The organism is Sinorhizobium sp. FG01, from assembly GCF_002531875.1.
In the GTDB taxonomy this organism is placed as follows: Bacteria; Pseudomonadota; Alphaproteobacteria; order Rhizobiales; family Rhizobiaceae; genus Sinorhizobium; species Sinorhizobium fredii_C.
Genome location: NZ_NWTB01000005.1, coordinates 344807 through 362426, shown reverse-complemented (window position 1 = coordinate 362426; position 17620 = coordinate 344807). Strand labels below are relative to the sequence as shown.

Below are 17620 nucleotides of genomic sequence, written 5' to 3'. Positions count from 1 at the left end.
TCAAAAATGCCGCCTTTCGGCGGCGCAGGCACTATTCCCATATCGCGGCGCAATGTCAACAAAACCAAGGCTTGCAACAGTCGCGCCGGCCCGGATTCCGCACCGCGAAAAAATCCCGATGCGGGGCTTGCAAAAATGCAACTATCCGACAGCAAGTTGGGGAAAACTGCGAAATCGATTCGGCGCGATTCCGGCGACTCTTGCCACGGAGTCACCCGGCCGGTAGGTTAATATTCAATTACTAGACGCATGCGGCGGACCTAGTCACCAAAATAGTTATCGCGTTGTAACTCCGGGGCTTTTCCGGAGAACGGTGATGGATTCTGCCATCCCAACGCCGAGAACGGGGAGTGCAGAGATGAACTGGACGGACGAGCGGGTTGAGAAGCTGAAGAAGCTATGGTCCGAGGGCCTAAGCGCGAGCCAGATCGCGGCGCAGCTGGGAGGCGTCAGCCGTAACGCGGTGATCGGCAAGGTTCATCGGTTGAGCCTGCCAGGCCGCGCCAAGGCCGGCGGAGCGACAGCGGCGGCTCGTCCCAAGCGGACGACCTCGGCGCCCCGCGCCCCGAACTACGCGGCACGCGCCGTGACCCGGACGGTTACCCGCGCTGCCGGCACGGCCGTGCTCAAGGAAGAGGTCGCCGTCGATCTGGTGGCGGAGCAGGATCTCGCACTCGACACCAACATTGTCGTGCCGATGTCGCGCCGGCTGGAACTCACCCAGCTGACCGAGCGGACCTGCAAATGGCCGATCGGCGACCCGCTCAAGGAAGAATTCCACTTCTGCGGCAACGACTCGCCGGAATCCTCCCCCTATTGCAGCTACCACGCTCGCCTCGCCTACCAGCCCTCGGCCGAGCGGCGCCGCGCGCGCTGATCGGTCGGAGCAATAACAAAGAACGCATGAAGGGGCCCGTCGGGCCCCTTATCACTTTGGAACGCCGGAAAAGCAGCGCAAGCGTCAGCTTTCCAACGAATAGCCGGCGCCGCGCACCGTCCTGATCACATCGGGCATATTGGAGAAATTCAGAGCCTTGCGCAGCCGGCCGACATGGACGTCGACCGTTCGCTCGTCGACATAGATGTCGTGCCCCCAGACGCCGTCGAGCAGCTGCGAGCGGGAGAAGACGCGGCCTGGCGAGGCCATCAGGAACTCCAGGAGCCGGAACTCCGTCGGGCCGAGCCTCACTTCGCGGGTGCGACGATGCACGCGATGGGTTTCGCGGTCGAGCTCTATGTCGCCGCAGCGAAGCACCGTCGACAGCACTTCAGGCTTCGCCCGCCGGAGCATCGCTTTGACCCGCGCCATCAGCTCCGGCGTCGAGAACGGCTTGACGACGTAGTCGTCGGCACCGGTCGCAAGGCCTCGCACCCGCTCGCTTTCCTCGCCGCGCGCCGTCAGCATGATGATCGGCAGCCGCTCGGTCTCCGGGCGCTGTCGGAGACGGCGGCAAAGCTCGATGCCGGAGACGCCGGGCAGCATCCAGTCGAGGATGAGAAGGTCGGGCAAGCGCTCCTGCAGGCGGATCTCCGCTTCGTCGCCGCGAAAGATCGTATCGACCTCGAAGCCCTCAGCCTCGAGATTGTAGCGCAGCAGCACGCTGAGCGCTTCCTCGTCCTCGACAACGGCTATCTTCGGCAACATTCAGTTACGACTCCTTGCCTAGATTCATGATTGGCGGGTGTCCCCTCAGTCGGTGACGGATCCGAGCGTTGACGTCATGTCGTCCTTCGGCCGCTCGCCCTGCGGCTGGGCGCCCGTCGCCATGTAGTAGATGGTTTCGGCGATATTGGTGGCGTGGTCGCCGATACGCTCGATGTTCTTGGCGCAGAAAAGGAGATGCGTGCAGGGGGTGATGTTGCGCGGATCCTCCATCATGTAGGTCAACAGCTCGCGGAACAACGAGGTGTAAATCGCGTCGATCTCCTCGTCGCGTTCGCGGATGCTGTTTGCCTTCTCCGGCGAACGCGAGGCGTAAACGTCGAGGACCTCCTTGAGCTGGATCAGGGCGAGTTCGGCGAGGTGCTCGAGACCGCGCGCCAGCTTGCGCGGAATGCCGGAGCCGGCAACCGCGATGACGCGCTTGGCAGTGTTCTTGCCGAGGTCGCCGACGCGCTCGAGATCGGCGGCGATCCGGATCGACCCCATGATCTCGCGGAGATCCGCGGCCATCGGCTGTCGCTTGGCGATGGTGACGATCGCCTTTTCGCCGATCTGGCGCTCGGCGTCGTCCAAGATTGCATCGTCGGAAATGACCTTCTGGGCGAGCGCCAGATCGGAATTCACCAGAGCCCGGACTGAATCCGCCACCATCTGCTCGGCCTGGCCGCCCATCTCCGAGATCCGGCGCGTCAGATATTTAAGCTCTTCGTCGAAGGCTGTCGTTATGTGGGGGTGAGACATCTACGGTTCCTCGAGGGCGCACTCTTCGCGGTGGGTTTTCGGGCGATCAGCCGAAGCGGCCCATGATGTAATCCTGGGTGCGCTGGTCGTCCGGATTGGTGAACATCTTGTCGGTGTCGTTCTCCTCGACAAGATTGCCGAGGTGGAACATGGCGGTGCGCTGCGAGACGCGGGCCGCCTGCTGCATCGAGTGGGTCACGATGACGATGGTGAAATTGGCGCGCAGCTCGTGAATGAGCTCTTCGACCTTGGCCGTGGCGATCGGGTCGAGGGCCGAGCAGGGCTCGTCCATGAGAATCACTTCCGGGCTGACGGCAACGGCGCGGGCGATGCAGAGGCGCTGTTGCTGGCCGCCGGAAAGACCCGTCCCCGGCTCCTGCAGGCGGTCCTTCACCTCATTCCACAGGCCCGCCTTCTGCAGGCTCGTTTCGACGATCTCATCGAAATCGGCCTTCGTGCGGGCCAGGCCGTGGATGCGCGGCCCGTAGGAAACATTCTCATAGATCGACTTTGGGAACGGATTGGGCTTCTGGAAGACCATGCCGACGCGGGCGCGCAGTTCCACCACGTCGATCGACGGATCGTAGATGTCGTCCTCGTCGAGGGTAATCCGGCCGGTGACCCGGCAATTCTCGATCGTGTCGTTCATGCGGTTGAGCGTCCGCAGGAAGGTCGACTTGCCGCATCCGGAAGGGCCGATGAGCGCCGTCACGGTATTCTCGCGGATATTCAGGTTGACGTCGAAGAGCGCGCGCTTCTCGCCGTAATTGACCGACACATCCTTGCCGATCATCTTCAAGGGCACCGTGTTCATTTTCTGGTCCAGAGCCTTTTCGACTGCAGCTTCCGACATGATGTTCATAGTCCTTACCCCACTACCAGCGACGCTCAAAGCGACGCCGCAACAGAATTGCGCCGAGGTTCATGATGACGAGGAAGATCAGCAGGATGATGATCGCCCCCGAGGTACGCTCGACGAAGGCGCGCTCAGCCTCGTTCGCCCACATGTAGATCTGCACGGGGAGCGCCGTGGACGGTTCGAGCGGCGAGCCCGGATAGTCGACGACGAAGGCGACCATGCCGATCAGGAGCAGCGGCGCCGTCTCGCCGAGGGCGTGCGCCAGGCCGATGATCGTGCCGGTCAGGATGCCGGGCATGGCAAGCGGCAGCACATGGTGGAAGATCGTCTGCATCTTCGAGGCGCCGAGGCCGAGCGCGGCGGAGCGGATCGACGGAGGCACGGCCTTCAGCGCGGCGCGCGTCGCGATGATGATCGTCGGTAGCGTCATCAGGGTCAGCACGAATCCACCGACGAGGGCCGCCGAGCGCGGCATGCCGGCGAAATTCACGAAGACGGCGAGACCGAGAAGGCCGTAGACGATCGACGGCACGGCGGCGAGATTGTTGATGTTGACCTCGATCAGATCGGTCAGCCGGTTCTTCGGCGCGAATTCCTCGAGATAGATCGAGGCGGCGACGCCGATCGGCAGCGACAGGACGAGGACGATCAGCATCATATAGGCAGACCCGACCAGCGCCACGCCGACGCCGGCCGCTTCCGGGCGGCTCGATGCGCCGAACGTGAAGATGCCGGTGTTGAAGCTCTTCTTCAGCACGCCGGCCTCGGCCAGCTGGTTCATCCAGGCGACCTGCTGGTCCTTGACCTTGCGCTTCGATTCGTCGACCGTGAGGTCGATCTGGCCCTTGAAGGCCGAATCGATGTTCGCGTCGGCGAGCAGCGTCACCGGGATCGTCTTGCCGATCACCGAAGGGTCGGCAACGACAATGTCACGCAGCTGCGTGCGGACGCTGTCGGAGACCATGTCGTTCGCCTGTTTCACAAGCGGCCGCTTCTTCGGGTCGATGCCGAGCTGCTTGACCAGGGCGTCGCGGACGAGCACCGGATAATTGGCGGTCATCAGTTGCTTCGGATCGGTCGCGCGCTCGTTCTTCGGGTCGATCACCTTTTCGGAAAACTCGATCGGCAGCGTGATCGTCGTCTGCTGGAAGGCCGTGTAGCCTTTCGAGACAACACTCCAGACAAGGACCGCCAGGAAGAACAGGCCGATAACGATGGCGCTGATGCCATAGGCACGAAACCGGCGCTCCGCGGCGTAGCGGCGCTTTATGCCGATGTCGCGGCGGCTTTCGGCGGGACGGGTCGAGACCCTTACCGTGGGAGAAGCAACATCGGTCATTCGTACTGTTCCCGATATTTGCGCACGATGTAGAGCGCATAGATGTTGAGGCAGAGCGTGATGACGAAGAGTGTGATGCCGAGCGCGAAGGCGACCAGAGTCTGCGGCGAAGTGAACTCCAGGTCGCCGGTCAGCTGGTGGACGATCTTGACCGTCACCGTCGTCATCGGTTCGAACGGGTCGAGCTGCATGCGCGCGGCGACGCCGGCAGCAAGCACGACGATCATCGTCTCACCGACCGCGCGCGAGGCGGTCAGCAGCAGCGCTCCGACGATGCCGGGCAGTGCGGCGGGAAGAATGACCTTCTTCACCGTCTCCGAGCGCGTCGCGCCGAGCCCGAGCGAGCCGTCGCGCAGCGCCCGCGGCACCTGCGTGATGATGTCGTCCGACAGCGACGAGACGAACGGAATGAGCATGATGCCCATGACGATGCCCGCGGTCAGCACGCTCTGCGCCTGAATGAAATTCTGGTAGTTGCCGGTGATGAGGCCGTTCAGCTGCGTCGAGATGTCGCGCAGGAACGGGCCGACTGTGACGAGCGCGAAGAAGCCGTAGACGATCGTCGGGATGCCCGCCAGCACCTCCAGCAGCGGCTTCGCAATAGACCGCAGCCGCGGACTGGCATACTCGGCCATGTAGATGGCGGCGAACAGGCCGATCGGTACAGCAAACAGCATGGCGACAAAAGCGATATAGAGCGTACCGCCGAGAAGCGGCAGCAGGCCGAACTGGCCGGAGGCGCCCTCGCTGCCTGCCGCGGCGAAGCGCGGATCCCAGACCGTGCCGAAGAAGAACTCCATCGGCGAAACCATGCTGAAGAAGCGACCGGCTTCCGACAACATCGAGCCGATGATGCCGATCGTCGTCAGGATCGCGATCGACGAAGCGACGACGAGCGAGCCGAGCATGACGCGCTCGACCTGATTGCGGGCGCGAAAGCGGGTGGTAACGTTGCGGATTGCATAGAGGCCGCCGGCGATGGCGACGAGCAGCACGAAGGCGCTCATCAGCCAGCGGCTGTAACCGCGCATCGTATTGAACTGCTCAGCCGCCTCGACCATGTACGGCTCGCCTTCACCGGCAAGCGCCACGCCCTTGGCGGCGAGCGTTTCGCGCAGATTGGCCGAACCGGTCTTGATTGCCTCGATTTCGGCGGTGTCGAGGCGTTTAAGCCCCGTGGCGACCGCCTTCACCTGGCCGAGCGCGAGCTGCACTGCCGCGTCGCCCTGACTTTGGACCGTATCAGGGAGCGCCGAGCGAACGGCGGAATCGACATAAAGCGGCGAGGCGATCAGCCATGCGGCAAGCACCAGGACCGCGGGCAGCACTGCCCAGATGGAGACATAGCTGCCATGGTAGCCCGGCAGCGAATGCAAGGTGGCAAGCTTGTTGCCGGACTCGGCAAGCGAACGGGCGCGGCCGGCAAAATAGGCAACAAATCCAACTAAAGCGATGATCAGGAGAAGAAGCGAGGTGCTCATCGGCACGTCTCCACGGCAGGGCCGCCAAAAAATCCAACTATGCAAGGTCCCGGCGCAGCGGAAAGCTGCACCGGGACCGGTCTTGATCAGAGCAGATTGCCAGCTTCGAAGGTCTTGCGGATTTCTTCGCGCTCGGCATCCGGAGCAGCAACCAGGCCGTATTCGGCAAGCGGGCTGTCGGGGCCGATCATCTGGTCGTCGACGAAGAACTCGACATATTCCTTGAGACCCGGAATGACGCCGAGATGCGCCTTCTTGACGTAGAAGAACAGCGGACGGGAAACCGGGTACTCGCCGGAGGCGATCGTTTCGGTCGACGGTACGATGCCGTTGACGGTCGCGACTTTCAGCTTGTCGGCGTTGTTTTCGTAGAACGACAGGCCGAAGACGCCGATGCCGCTCTTGTTGGAAGCGATCCGGGCGAGCGTCTCGGTGTAGTCGCCGTCGATGTCGACGGCGAGGCCGTCCTTGCGCACGGCAACGCACTTGCTGTGCTGCTGCTTTTCATCGCTGACGGCAGCCTTGATGACGTCCTGAGCGCCGGAGGCCTTGCAGCCCGCAGCGAGGATCTTCTCTTCGAAGACTTCGCGCGTACCATGCTTCTGACCCGGGATGTAGGCGGCGATTTCGGCATCCGGCAGCGAAGCGTCGACTTCCGACCACTTCTTGTAGGGGTTGGCAGCGAGCTTGCCGTCGACGACGACTTCAGCGGCGAGCGCCGAGTAGAGGTGCTCCGGCTTCAGTGCGATATCGGCATTGCCGGCATCCGTCGCGAAGACGATGCCGTCGTAACCGATCTTGACTTCCTGGATCTCGGTCACGCCGGCTGCCTTGCAGGCCTCGATCTCGCTGTCCTTGATCTTGCGCGAGGAATTGGCGATGTCGATCGTGTCTTCGCCGACGCCCTTGCAGAATTCCTTCAGGCCGGCGGAAGAGCCGCCGGATTCGACGACCGGGGTCTTGAAGTCCGGGAATGCCTCGCCGAAGCTTTCGGCGACGATCTTTGCGTAGGGAAGAACGGTCGAGGAGCCCGCGACCTGGATCTGGTCGCGAGCGACAGCAGCGCCCGCGAATGCGGCGGATGCAACCAGCGCCGCTACACTGAGTTTAAGGATGTTCATTGATGTTCTCCCGGAATGGGCTCGTGTTGGTGCGCTAGCGATCAGCGCTCTCTCGCCGTTTAATCGGCTGCCCTAGTTAGCCGCCGATGGCTACAGGTTTTATGTCAATTGGGTGAAACATTTATGACAGGCTAAGTCATTGAAGATACTTGGGTATCCATGCTCGTCGCAGCCGACGCACGCTTTTTGTGTCAGAAGCGCACCGTGAAGATCGTGCGCTTGCCGACCTCCGAATGGATGAGCAGGCGCGCCCGGTGGCGGGTCAGGATGTGCTTGACGATCGCGAGGCCAAGGCCAGTCCCTTTCTTGGACCGGCTCGCCTCCACGTTAACCCGATAAAAACGTTCGGTAATTCGCGGCACATGCTCGGCCGGAATCCCCGGCCCATGGTCGGTGACCGAGACCTCTGCCTGACAACCCTCGCCGCCGGCCAGGCGCACCTCGACCTTCTTGCCTTCCTGGCCGTATTTGCAGGCGTTTTCGACGAGATTCTCGAAGACCTCGATCAGTTCGTCGCGATCGCCCCGGACGACGACCGGGCCCTCGGGCACCTCGAGCGAGATCGTCACGTCGAGATCGCTTGCCAGCGGCTGAAGGCTGTCGCGCACATGTCCGAGCAGCGGCACCAGATCGACCGGGTCTTCGGGAGCGATGTGCGATTTCAACTCAAGCCGCGACAAAGACAATAGATCGTCGACGAGGCGGCTCATGCGGGTCACCTGCTCATGCATGATGCCGAAGAATTTCTCCTGCGCCTTCGTGTCGTTCTTTGCTGGCCCCGACAGCGTCTCGATGAAGCCCCGGAGGGAAGCGAGTGGGGTACGCAGCTCGTGGCTGGCATTGGCCACGAAGTCGGATCGCATCCGGTCGATGCGGCGGGTCTGGGAAATATCGCGATAGGTCAGCAGGAAGATCCGCCCGCCGGAAAGCTCGCCGCCGATATCCGCCGGGGCGACGCGGACGACATAGACTGCATCCGAAGGCAGGCGTTCCGCATGTTCGATCTGATTGACCTTTCCCGTGGCGATGGTCTCGCGCACCATGTCGAGTATTCCGGGGGAACGCACCCGCGCCGAAAGATAGCTTTCCGGGGGAATCGCGCCGAAAGCCTTCTCGGCGGCTGCATTCTGGAAAAGGACGGTCTCGTCCGTGGCGATAACGAGAACGGGCATATCGAGCGCATTCAGCACGGGGATCAGCGCGTCGGTGCGCGTGTCGACCACCCTCGGGGCCGCCTCCGGCACCGGCTCTGACGAAGGGACACTTCGTTTGAGGAGCGCTGCTACGAGAACGAGCCAGAAGGCAAGCACCGCCAGCACATGGATACCGGCGAGGGCCGCAAGAATGGCAAGCAGGATCGAGAGGCCAAGAATCCAGCGCTCTGCCTTCAGCTTCGGCTTGAGGCCCTGCCAGAACACCTTCGCGCCATCCAAGACGATACCCTCGCTGTCCAATTGCCGCCTCCCGACCCATGAGGAATTGCAGCCACGTGTTAAGAACGTGGTGGTGACCCGCCAAGGTGGCGCGGCCCTGGCTGGAAATCGACGCAAGCGTTCCAGCCGCCCGCTTCGCCACAAGCTCAGAGATAACGGCGCTTCATGACATGATTTTCACGACATGCTTGAATCTGCAATGCAATTGTGGCCTCCTCCATTGCATGCCTCCTCAAATCTCAGTCAATTTGAGGATAAAGGGCAGGCAGCGAGCAAAGTGCCTGCAGCGACGCCTGCGCGACTGAACAGATGCACGGCGCGGTAGTGGATTTCACATCAGCGGGAGGAAATCACATGGCTCTCGAACAGATCCCGAATGCGGGGGCACCCGGAAGCCGGTCGGTCGAGCTCGAGATCGGCGGCAAGACACGGGTCTTCGACATCGACAATCCGGAATTGCCGAAATGGATCGACGACGAAGCCTTTTCCTCCGACGACTATCCTTACGAGAAGAAGCTCGACGAGGAGGAATACGAAGAAACGCTGACCAGGCTGCAGATCGAGCTCGTCAAGGTGCAGTTCTGGATGCAGGCGACCGGCAAGCGCGTCATGGCCGTTTTCGAGGGGCGCGATGCGGCCGGCAAGGGCGGCGCCATCCATGCGACCATGGCCTACATGAACCCTCGTTCCGCACGCGTCGTGGCGCTCACCAAGCCCACCGAAACGGAACGGGGTCAATGGTATTTCCAGCGCTACGTCTCGACCTTCCCGACGGTCGGCGAATTCGTTCTCTTCGACCGGTCCTGGTACAACCGGGCCGGCGTGGAGCCGGTTATGGGCTTCTGCACGCCCGAGCAGTACGAACATTTCCTCAAGGAGGCACCACGTTTCGAGAAGATGATCGTCAACGAGGGCATCCAGCTCTTCAAGTTCTGGCTCAATATCGGCCGCGAGATGCAGCTGAAGCGGTTCCACGACAGGCGGCACGACCCGCTGAAGGTCTGGAAGCTGTCACCGATGGACATAGCCGCGCTGCCGAAATGGGACGACTACACCAGGAAGCGCGACCGGATGCTGAAGGAAACGCATACGGACCATGCGCCCTGGACCGTCATCCGCGGCAATGACAAGCGCCGCGCCAGGATCAACTTGGTCCGCCATATGCTGACGAAGCTCGACTATGACGGCAAGGACAAGGCTGCGATCGGCAAGGTGGACGAGAAGATCGTCGGCGCCGGCCCGGGCTTCCTCAGGTGAGCCGGCCGCAAGGCCCGATCATTGCCCCGGCAGCACACGGATCGCATAGAGATCCAGACTGTTGCCGTCGCCGCTGACATCGCTGTTGATCAGCAGCTTTCCGGAACTGCCCGGCGCGCGATCTTCGAAGCTGATCTTGAACAGCATGTCGACGCGCTCGTCATGGGCGGTGAAGCGGTGACGGCCGCAGGCGCCGAGTGCCCCGAAATCACATTCGACGGAGAACTCCGTCGTCTTGCCCGGCAGCGCCCGGACGCTCAGGGCAAGCGTCGAGGACTTGCCCGAGAGCTGGGCCAGCACATCGGCGGGAATGTCGATTGCCACCTCGCCCTCCTTCGACCCTGCCGCCGACGCCAGCCGGATGCGCTCTCCGCCGTCGTCGTCGAAAGGCTCGGACGTGGCGCGAGTGCCAGGCCTGACGGCCGCCGCGTTCGCCGGCGTGAAGATCTCGATCCAGTCGTCGGAAAACCCCTCCTGCGCGCCGAGGGTCGGCAAGCCGGCCGCGCCGGGGAAGTCCTCGCTCTCCACCACGGCCGGAGGATTGGCGACATTGGTGTCGCGCTCGGCGGGCGACTTCAACAGGTCGTTGGTCTGAACCCACCACACGCCCGCGCCGACGGCGGCGGCCAGCGTCGCGACAACCATGACGAAGGAGAGAAGCCGGCCGCGCCTGCGCTTGCGGGGACGCTTGTCGGTGACGCCGAGATCGGGGGCGGCCGTACCGGACCTCGCCGCCTCCGCAGATTTTCCGCCACCGTTGACCGGCGGCGTGGGGCCGTCGCGCTCCGGGCGGAGCGCGCCGAGCGCACCGAGGCCGCCGTCGCCCGCCGGACGCGCCTCCGGCTGGAGGCTCGGCTCCTGCCGCACCGTGGCGGCTGGCCCGGCTGCGACCTGCGCCGCCGCATCAGCTTTGCTTTTCACCTCTGCTAGGCTCACCACCGGTGTGGCGGCACGCGCCTTCAGGGCCGCGCGCTCCTCCGTCTCGATCGCGTGGATGACCGCCTCCAGCCGATGGCGCTGCCTGGCGATGACTTCCGGGTCCTCGATTTCCTGCTTCTTCAGGCCGTTTTCCAGCGCCTGGCGGGCCGACTGATAGATCCGCGCGCGGATCTCCGCATTGCTCCGCTCCGAGCGTTCCAGTGCATTCCTGATCGCCGTCTCGAGTCCGCTCACATCAAATCCTTCTGCACACCAGGCTTACGGGGCGAGTATCGGAAGGCCCTGCCTCTTCCCGCGGCACGCCGTTGGTTTTATTAACGATTGGGTAACCGCTGCTTTCGGAATCTGCAAGTCCGGCGGCGCTGCGGCCGGGTCTTGCACGGGGAAAAGGGCCCCTTGCCCCGTCAAAATGCGGGGCGGAAAACCTCTCTTTGCAAGCACGGCCTTTGCTGCTATCTACATTGACGTTTACGCAAACGTCAAAAAATGGGATGAGAGAGACCGATGCCGTTGCCGCCCATTCTTTCCAGAACGACGAGACTGCCGGTTGTCGGCGCGCCGCTATTCATCGTCTCGCATCCCAAGCTGACGATCGCGCAATGCAAGGCCGGTGTCATCGGTGCCTTCCCGGCGCTCAACGCCCGTCCGCAGGCACAACTCGACGAGTGGCTCGCCGAGATCACCGAAACGCTCGCCGAGCACGACCGCCAGCATCCCGACCGGCCGGCCGCGCCCTTTGCCGTCAACCAAATCGTGCACAAGTCGAATACCCGGCTCGAGCAGGACCTGATGCTTTGCGTCAAATACAAAGTTCCGATCGTCATTTCCTCCCTCGGGGCCGTACCGGAGGTCAACGCTGCAATCCACTCCTATGGCGGCATCGTGCTGCACGACGTCATCAACAACCGCCACGCCAACTCGGCGATCCGCAAGGGGGCCGACGGGCTGATCGCGGTCGCCGCCGGCGCCGGCGGCCATGCCGGAACGCTGTCGCCCTTCGCCCTGATCCAGGAAATCCGCGCCTGGTTCGACGGGCCGCTGCTTCTCTCGGGCGCGATCGCCACCGGCGACGCCATCCTCGCGGCAGAGGCGATGGGCGCCGATATGGCCTATATCGGCTCGCCCTTCATCGCCACCGAGGAAGCCCGCGCCAGCGATGCCTATAAGCAGGCGATCGTCGACGGCAACGCCGCCGATATCGTCTACTCCAATTATTTCACCGGCATTCACGGCAACTATCTGAAGGCCTCGATCCGCGCCGCCGGCATGGATCCGGACAGCCTGCCGGAGGCCGACCCGTCGAAGATGGACTTCGGCAAGGCAACGGACGGCGCCAAGGCCTGGAAGGACATCTGGGGCTGCGGCCAAGGCATCGGCGCCATCCACGGGATCAGCCGGGTCGCGGAACTGGTCGACCGGCTGGAACGCGAATACGCCGCCGCCCGCGCCCGCCTCGGCCTGGCATCCTTGGCGGGCCTCGACGCGTCGAAGGAATTTTCAAGTTCTCGAAACTGATGACTTGAAATCCCGGCGCTTTGCGTTTATCAGCGCCTCACATTCGTTCCGCGGTCACGCTGCGGGGCGCTTTAATGCCGCTTTAGCTCAGTCGGTAGAGCACATCATTCGTAATGATGGGGTCACGTGTTCGAGTCACGTAAGCGGCACCATTTCTTCCCTGCATTTTTACTTGAAGTCGCCGCTGCGGCGCTCAGCCGCTCACGTATAAAAATACCGCGTCAGATGAAAAAACACCGGTGCGGCAAAGCTCAGCGAGTCCATGCGGTCGAGTACGCCGCCGTGGCCGGAGATCATCGTGCCCCAATCCTTGACCCCCATCGAACGCTTGACGGCCGAGAGCGACAGGCCGCCCAAAAAGCCCATGGCGACGATGGCGAGCGCCATGGCGGCAGCTTGAAGCGGCGTGAACGGGGTGATCCACCAGAGACCGGCGCCGGCGGCGACGGCGGAGAGGCCGCCGCCGACGAGGCCCTCTACGGTCTTTGAGGGGCTGACGACGGGGGCCACCTTCGTCCGGCCAAAGAGCTTGCCGAAGACGTATTGCATCACGTCGCTGAACTGCGCGACGGTGATCAGGAAGAAGAGCAGCAGGAAACCCTCGTTGGGACGGCCGGGGATGTCGAGCGTCAGCAGGGCCGGTGCGTGGCTGATGCAGTAGACGGTCAGCATCAGGGCCCACTGGATGCGCGAGACACGCAGCAGGAACTCACCGGCATCGCCCTTCAGCGCCGCAAGGCTCGGCAGGAGAAGGAAGCCGTAGACCGGGACGAGGATGGCGAAGAGCGCGTACCAGTCGGTCCAGATCAGCCAGTATTGAAGCGGCAGCAGCACATAGAAGGCGGCGACCAGCGGCAGGTGATCGGCGCCGCGCGTCGGCGTCAACGATATGAACTCGCGCAGCGTGTAGAACGAGGTGAGCGCGAAGAGCACCACGGTCACGCCGCGGCCGAGACCGAAGCTCACCGCGAAGATCGCCACCATAACCCACCAGGCCTTGATGCGGGCGTTGAGATTGGCGACCGTCGTCCGGCCGTTTTCGGAGGTCACCTTGCACGACAGCACGAAGCCGATCACCGAGGCGATGCCGAGCAGCGCTGAGATGCCGCCGAAGAGGATGGAAAGCTTGTCGATCAAAGACATAGCGGCCTCATGGAACCGGGTCGGAGGCGAGCGCGCCGACGGTGGCGCGGGCGCGTTCGAGAAACGCGTCCTTCTCCTCCCCCGCCCGCCGCATGAGGGGCGCGCCGAAGCGAACGGTGCAGCTGATCGGAACGGGCAGGAAGCTTCCCTTCGGGAAGGCGCGCGAGGGATTGTCGAGATAGGTGGGGATCAGCTCGACCTCCGGGAATTCCTGCGACAGCCAGTAGAGGCCGCTCTTGAACGGCCCCGGGAGACGCTCGCTGCCGCGCGTTCCCTCTGGAAAGAGAACGAGCGACTCGCCGTCGGCGAGCACACCGCGCAAGGGGGCGAGCGCCGCTCCGGGCGGACCTTGCGTGGCGCGCTCGACGAGCACCGCATTCAACACCTTCAGCGCAATGTGGCGGCGGAGCTTGCCCCTGCCCCAATAGTCTGCGGCCGCGATCGGATGAGTGATCCCGTGCAGGGGTCGCGGCAGGGCCGACCAGATCAGCAGCGTGTCGAGATGGCTGGCGTGGTTGGCGAAATAGATGCGCTGGCGCGTGTCCGGCACGGCACCGATCCATTGCGCCTGGCCGCCGACGAGAAACCGGGTGAGGCCGATCAGCAACAGGTCGATCACGGCTTTGCGGCTCCCGGGATGCGCGAGACGATCGCCCTGGTGCGGGTCCAGCAGGTGAGAAGCGCTCCGACGAGGATGATCCATGCCGTGGCGTAGAGAACGAAACGCCCCGTTGTCAGCCAGGCTTCGCCGAGCGCCAGGAGGGAGGCGAGGCTCATGAGTGCCATGCGGTGCTGCTTGGCCATCGGTCCGCGAAAGTCCTGGACCTGGCCGAGCGAGCCGCCGAAGACGCGCACATAGGCCGTCAGGGCGGCCGCAAGCGCGCCGGCCCAGCCGAGCCAGCCGGCGCCGGCGGCGTAGCCAAGCGCCACGATCAGCAGCGTGTCGGCAATGCGATCGGGAAATTCGTTGTAGAGCGCGCCGACCGGCGAGCCGCGGCCGCCCTCGACCGCCACCATGCCGTCAAGCAGATTGCACAGAAGCCGCAACTGGATGCCGGCGACGGCGACGAGATAAAGCAACGGCCAGCGCGGCGCGAAGACGAGCGCTGCCGCGCCGACAGCGGCGAAGCCGATGCTCAGCAGCGAGATCCCGTTCGGCGTGATCGGCGTCTTGAGGAGCAGCGCCGTCAGGCGGCGCGCCAAGCCGCTATCGCGCGCCGCAATGGGACGCCGATCCGCGCCCGGCCTCTTGGGCTCTGCGCCATCCGGAGCGACACTCATCTTTGTGGAATTCAGCCCCTACAAAATTTATGATTGCAACCTGTCATAAAACAACTTCGCGCCAAAGGCCATATGGCCGCCTCGAGACTGCGGACGGGGCAACGGCGGCAACGGCGGCCATGCCGGAGTCACCCGCGTTCCTTCTCCTGGGCCTCCGTTCCGGCCACCGGGAAGCGCATGGAGATCCGCGTTCCGCGGCGCCTGAGGGCCGGGCTCTCGGCCTTGATCCGCCCGCCCATCGCCTCCACGAATCCCTTGCTGATCGACAGGCCGAGCCCGGTGCCGAGCGAGCGTCCGTCCGGCTTTCCCTTGCGGAAGAACTTGTCGAAGACCTGATCGATATCGGCGGCGGCAATGCCCTTGCCGAGATCCGTCACCGACAGAACGACCTCGTCGCCCTCCCGCCGGGCATAGATGCTGACGGGTTCGTCACCGCCGAAGCGGTCGGCATTGTCGAGCAGATTGAAGAGGGCCTGCCCGAGCAGGACGCTGTCGCCGCGCATCAGGGGCAGCTCCGGGGCGATGCTGGTCTCGAAAACTCGGCCCGGAAAATATTTCCGCGCCCGTTCCACCGTATCGTGGACCACTTCCGCCACATCGACCCGATCGCGCCTGGCATTGATCGTTCCGGCCTCGAGCCGGATCATGTCGAGCAGGTTGGCAACGAAGTGCTTCAGCCTGCCGCTCTCCTCATCGATCGAGTTCAGCAGATCCTCCCGATCCGCCTGCGGCATTCCTTCGCCGAGCTTGCGGAGGTTCGCGACCGCGCCGCCGATCGCCGCCAAGGGGGTCGTGAGATCGTGGGACAGCGACGAGAGAAGCGCAGCACGGAACTTCTCGCCCTCAAGCTGGGCGGCCTGATCGAGGCTTTCACGCGACAGCCTCGCGCGATCGACGGCGATGGCGGTCTGGTCGAGGATCGCGGTAAGGGCTCGTTCCGCGTTGATGTCGAGAGGGTTGCCCTCCTGCATAAAGCCGCAAACACCAACGACACCATGCGGGCTCATCAGCGGCCTGAACTGAAACGGGCTGTTCTGCAGCGTACCGGTCTCATTGCCTGCCGGCTCCTTCTTTTCGAACGCCCAGCGTGCCGCCATCATGTCGCTGACACTGAGTTCGGTGTCCGGAGGCCAAGCCACCCTCACGGCGATGTCAACGTCTTCCGGCAGCAACAGCACGGCATTGCGCTTCAATGTCGCGTGAATCTGGTTGGCCGCCGCCCACAACACGTCTTCGGCATTGGCAGTGCCGGAAAGCTTGCGGGAAAAATCGTAAAGCGCCTGCGTCGCCGTCGCCCGGCCTTTGGCGGTCTTTGCCTGCTCGCGGATGCGCGAGGCAAGCCCGCCGGCGAGCGCCGCTGCGGCCAGGAAAACGAAGAGCGCGAAAACCTCGTGCGGCTCGGCCACCGTGAAGGTGCCGACCGGCTCGATGAAGAAGAAATTGTATGCGACGACGGAAAACAGTGCGGCTGCCAGGGCCGCGAAGTAGCCGGCATAAATCGCCGAGGCGAGCACCGCGAGGAGATAGAGGAGCGAAATATTCTGCAGGATGATGACCTGCTCGATCAGCACGCCGAGCGCGGTCGCCAGCCCGACGGTGCCGGAGGCTATGCCGAAGGCCCGCCCCAATCCTTCCGGCAGCAATTGCCCGCTTCTCCGCCGCCGCTTTGCGGCGGGCTCGATCTTGCCCGTGACGAGGTGAATGCCGACACCCGCGACGCGCTTGGCCAGTGCATCGGGCAGGGAGGCACGGAAAAGGCTAAGAGGGAACCAGTGGCGGCGCGCGCCGATGACGATCTGCGTGGCATTCTCGCGCCTTGCAAGCTTCAGGATCTCCTCGACGAAATCGCTGCCGACGATGCGGCGCGTCTCCGCGCCCAATTGCTCGGCAAGGCGGAAGGTCTCGTCGAGCTGCCGCATCGCCTCGCCGGCGCCCGCTTCGCGATCCGCCCGTTCAATGGAAACGACGATCCAATCGGCATTGAGGCCGGAGGCGAGCCGGCTCGCCGTCCTCACCACCTTTTCCGATAGCGGATCCGGGCCGATGCAGACGAGGAGCCTTTCGCCGGCCGGCCAGGGACCCTCGATGGCGTTCTGCTTGAGGTAATCGACCATCTGGTCGTCGACCCGGTCGGCGGTCCGCCGCAGCGCAAGCTCGCGCAGCGCCGTCAGATTGCCGAGCCGGAAGAAATTGTCCGCGGCACGCCGGGCATTGTCGGGCAGATAGACCTTGCCCTCCTTCAGCCGCTCGATCAGTTCCGCCGGGGGCAGGTCGACCAGCAGGACTTCGTCGGCCCGATTCAGGACCGTGTCGGGAATCCGTTCGCGCACCGGCACGCCGGCGATCTGGGCGACGATGTCCGACAGGCTTTCGAGGTGTTGGATGTTGAGCGCCGTCCACACATCGATGCCGGCATCGACGAGTTCCTCGATGTCCTGGTAGCGCTTCGGATGGCGACCGTCGCCGAGATTGGTATGGGCGAGCTCATCGACGACGATGATCGTCGGGCGGCGCGCCAAAGCGGCGTCGAGATCGAATTCGCTCAGCGTGCGGCCGCTATGCACGACTTCCCGGCGCGGCAGGACCTCCAGCCCTTCGAGCAGCGCCGCGGTTTCGCTGCGCCCATGAGTTTCGACGAGCCCGATGACGATGTCGGCGCCCTGTTGCTTGAGGCGTTGCGCCCGCATCAGCATGGCGAAGGTCTTGCCGACGCCCGGCGCGGCGCCGAGGAACACCGTCAGCTTCCCTCTTCCGCCCTGTTCGGCCAGAGCCAGCAGGGCATCGGGATCGGGGCGGTTTGCCAGATTGCGATCAATCTCGGACATGCAATCTCTCAAACTCGGTCGTT

Annotated in this window: 15 protein-coding genes and 1 tRNA gene; 4 read left to right on the top strand and 12 right to left on the bottom strand. The window is 63.8% G+C overall.

Features of this window, described 5'->3' with window-relative positions:
• Window positions 1-358 precede the first annotated feature (358 nt).
• Entirely contained in the window at window positions 359-877 is a 519-nt protein-coding gene (locus CO656_RS09885) for a GcrA family cell cycle regulator (protein WP_037378329.1), read from the top strand.
• 84 nt (window positions 878-961) lie between these two features.
• On the opposite strand, the gene phoB is transcribed toward CO656_RS09885, so the two are convergent.
• From phoB to phoR, 7 genes are all read right to left on the bottom strand, one after another.
• Window positions 962-1645 carry a phosphate regulon transcriptional regulator PhoB gene (gene phoB / locus CO656_RS09880; RefSeq protein WP_037420492.1) on the bottom strand — a complete coding sequence of 228 codons (684 nt, stop codon included), beginning with the start codon at window positions 1643-1645 and terminating at the stop codon, window positions 962-964.
• 45 nt (window positions 1646-1690) lie between these two features.
• The gene (gene phoU / locus CO656_RS09875; protein ID WP_037420495.1) at window positions 1691-2404 is read right to left on the bottom strand and encodes a phosphate signaling complex protein PhoU; all 714 of its coding nucleotides are present in this window, start codon (window positions 2402-2404) and stop codon (window positions 1691-1693) included.
• Between the two features lie 46 nt (window positions 2405-2450).
• A complete protein-coding gene (gene pstB / locus CO656_RS09870; protein ID WP_097525600.1) occupies window positions 2451-3266 on the bottom strand; it encodes a phosphate ABC transporter ATP-binding protein PstB in 816 nt (271 codons plus the stop codon).
• Between the two features lie 13 nt (window positions 3267-3279).
• Window positions 3280-4602 (bottom strand): phosphate ABC transporter permease PstA, encoded by a 1323-nt coding sequence (gene pstA, locus CO656_RS09865; protein ID WP_037420500.1) that lies wholly within the window; start codon window positions 4600-4602, stop codon window positions 3280-3282.
• On the bottom strand, window positions 4599-6083 hold the full coding sequence (pstC, locus tag CO656_RS09860) for a phosphate ABC transporter permease subunit PstC (RefSeq protein WP_097525599.1): 1485 nt from the start codon (window positions 6081-6083) through the stop codon (window positions 4599-4601). Before pstC ends, pstA begins: the two co-directional genes overlap by 4 nt.
• Window positions 6084-6169: 86 nt before the next feature.
• Window positions 6170-7204, bottom strand: a complete 1035-nt coding sequence (locus tag CO656_RS09855; protein ID WP_097525598.1) for a substrate-binding domain-containing protein — start codon at window positions 7202-7204, stop codon at window positions 6170-6172.
• 191 nt (window positions 7205-7395) lie between these two features.
• Complete coding sequence (gene phoR, locus CO656_RS09850) at window positions 7396-8658, bottom strand: phosphate regulon sensor histidine kinase PhoR (RefSeq protein ID WP_179864737.1); 1263 nt, start codon at window positions 8656-8658, stop codon at window positions 7396-7398.
• Window positions 8659-8991: 333 nt separating this feature from the next.
• On the opposite strand from phoR, the gene ppk2 reads away from it, so the two are divergent.
• Window positions 8992-9894: a polyphosphate kinase 2 gene (ppk2, locus tag CO656_RS09845; protein ID WP_097525597.1), complete on the top strand. Its 903-nt coding sequence runs from the start codon at window positions 8992-8994 to the stop codon at window positions 9892-9894.
• Window positions 9895-9912: 18 nt separating this feature from the next.
• Here the strand turns inward: ppk2 and CO656_RS09840 are convergent, their stop codons facing one another.
• Window positions 9913-11067, bottom strand: a complete 1155-nt coding sequence (locus CO656_RS09840) for a biotin transporter BioY (protein ID WP_097525596.1) — start codon at window positions 11065-11067, stop codon at window positions 9913-9915.
• A gap of 270 nt (window positions 11068-11337) precedes the next feature.
• On the opposite strand from CO656_RS09840, the gene CO656_RS09835 reads away from it, so the two are divergent.
• Both CO656_RS09835 and CO656_RS09830 read left to right on the top strand, forming a co-directional pair.
• Window positions 11338-12348 (top strand): nitronate monooxygenase family protein, encoded by a 1011-nt coding sequence (locus CO656_RS09835; protein ID WP_097525595.1) that lies wholly within the window; start codon window positions 11338-11340, stop codon window positions 12346-12348.
• 76 nt (window positions 12349-12424) lie between these two features.
• Window positions 12425-12500, top strand: a tRNA-Thr gene (locus CO656_RS09830).
• Between the two features lie 49 nt (window positions 12501-12549).
• Here CO656_RS09830 and CO656_RS09825 read toward each other — a convergent pair.
• From CO656_RS09825 to CO656_RS09810, 4 genes are all read right to left on the bottom strand, one after another.
• Window positions 12550-13491 (bottom strand): phosphatidate cytidylyltransferase, encoded by a 942-nt coding sequence (locus tag CO656_RS09825; protein WP_097525594.1) that lies wholly within the window; start codon window positions 13489-13491, stop codon window positions 12550-12552.
• Window positions 13492-13498: 7 nt separating this feature from the next.
• A complete protein-coding gene (locus CO656_RS09820) occupies window positions 13499-14110 on the bottom strand; it encodes a lysophospholipid acyltransferase family protein (protein WP_097525593.1) in 612 nt (203 codons plus the stop codon).
• On the bottom strand, window positions 14107-14772 hold the full coding sequence (locus tag CO656_RS09815) for a CDP-alcohol phosphatidyltransferase family protein (protein ID WP_097525592.1): 666 nt from the start codon (window positions 14770-14772) through the stop codon (window positions 14107-14109). The genes CO656_RS09820 and CO656_RS09815 overlap by 4 nt, the downstream gene beginning before the upstream one ends.
• Before the next feature lie 128 nt (window positions 14773-14900).
• Window positions 14901-17597, bottom strand: coding sequence for a sensor histidine kinase KdpD (locus tag CO656_RS09810; protein WP_097525591.1), 2697 nt, complete (start codon window positions 17595-17597; stop codon window positions 14901-14903).
• Window positions 17598-17620 lie beyond the last annotated feature (23 nt).